Raw genomic sequence first — 1,392 nt, 5'->3', positions numbered from 1 at the left:
AGTACCGTGAGGGAAAGGTGAAAAGAACCCCGGGAGGGGAGTGAAATAGAATCTGAAACCAATTGCTTACAATCAGTGGGAGGGTTGATTTCTTCGGAAATCCGCCTGACCGCGTGCCTTTTGCAGTATGATCCAGCGAGTTACTCTTTGTGGCAAGGTTAAGCCATTCTGTGGCGAAGCCATAGCGAAAGCGAGTCTGAATAGGGCGTGTCACTTTGTGACTTAGTCGCATGGAGTAGACCCGAAGCCGAGTGAGCTATCCATGGCCAGGTTGAAGTTGGGGTAACACCCAATGAAGGACCGAACCGGTAGATGTTGAAAAATCTTCGGATGAGCTGTGGATAGGAGTGAAAGGCTAAACAAACTCGGAGATAGCTGGTTCTCCCCGAAATAGCTCTTGGGCTAGCCTTATCTGTTTAGTACTGGGGGTAGAGCACTGGATGAGCTAGGGCCTCCAAAAAGGTACCAACCTCAACCAAACTCCGAATACCAGTACTTTAGAGGATAGGAGTCAGCGAGTGGGGACTAACCTCCATTCACGAGAGGGGAACAACCCAGACCATCAGCTAAGGTCCCTAAATCGAAGCTAAGTGGTTAAGGAAGTGGATTTACTAAAACAGCCAGGATGTTGGCTTAGAAGCAGCCATTCATTCAAAGAGTGCGTAACAGCTCACTGGTCGAGTGAATCTGCGCCCAAAATAACTCGGGGCTTAAGCTTCGTACCGAAGCTGTGGGATTGTACTTTTAGTATGATCGGTAGGGGAGCATTCTGTACCGGTTGAAGCTTTATTGTAAGATAAGGTGGACGATACAGAAGAGAGAATGCTGGAATGAGTAGCGAAAAAGCAGGAGAGTAACCTGCTCACCGAAAATCTAAGGTTTCCTGGGGAAGGTTAATCCGCCCAGGGTTAGACGGCCCCTAAGGCGAGGCCGAAAGGCGTAGTCGATGGGAAGTGGGCTAATATTCCCACGCCACTATGACACGATCAAGACTTACTGTGGGGGTGCAGAAGGGTAGACCAGTCGGGTGATGGAAATCCCGATCCGCATTTATTAAAGGAATGCGGCGAGGCCTTAGGCCGCAAAGTGGTTGACCCCATACTGACAAGAAAAGCCATAGTAAGGGTGTTATGGTGACCGTACCGTAAACGGACACACGTAGATGAGGAGAGTATCCTAAGGTGCTCGAGAGAACTCTGGTTAAGGAACTCGGCAAATTTACCCCGTAAGTTCGCAATAAGGGGTGCCTGGAAAGGTGATAGCGCTTGCCGCTGGAGCTTTTCTAGGCCGCAGAGAAATGGCCCAGGCGACTGTTTAACAAAAACACAGGTCTCTGCTAACTCGTAAGAGGACGTATAGGGACTGACACCTGCCCGGTGCCGGAAGGTTAAG

1 rRNA gene is annotated in these 1,392 nt (G+C 49.9%); it reads left to right on the top strand.

Annotated elements, in window-relative coordinates:
* Positions 1-1,392: ribosomal RNA gene (locus APR53_08920) — 23S ribosomal RNA — on the top strand; the annotation flags it as partial.

The sequence above is a fragment of the Methanoculleus sp. SDB genome (genome assembly GCA_001412355.1).
Taxonomy (GTDB): Archaea; Halobacteriota; Methanomicrobia; order Methanomicrobiales; family Methanomicrobiaceae; genus LKUD01.
Note: the sequence above shows the minus strand (reverse complement) of the source record. Positions and strands in the feature narration are given on the sequence as shown.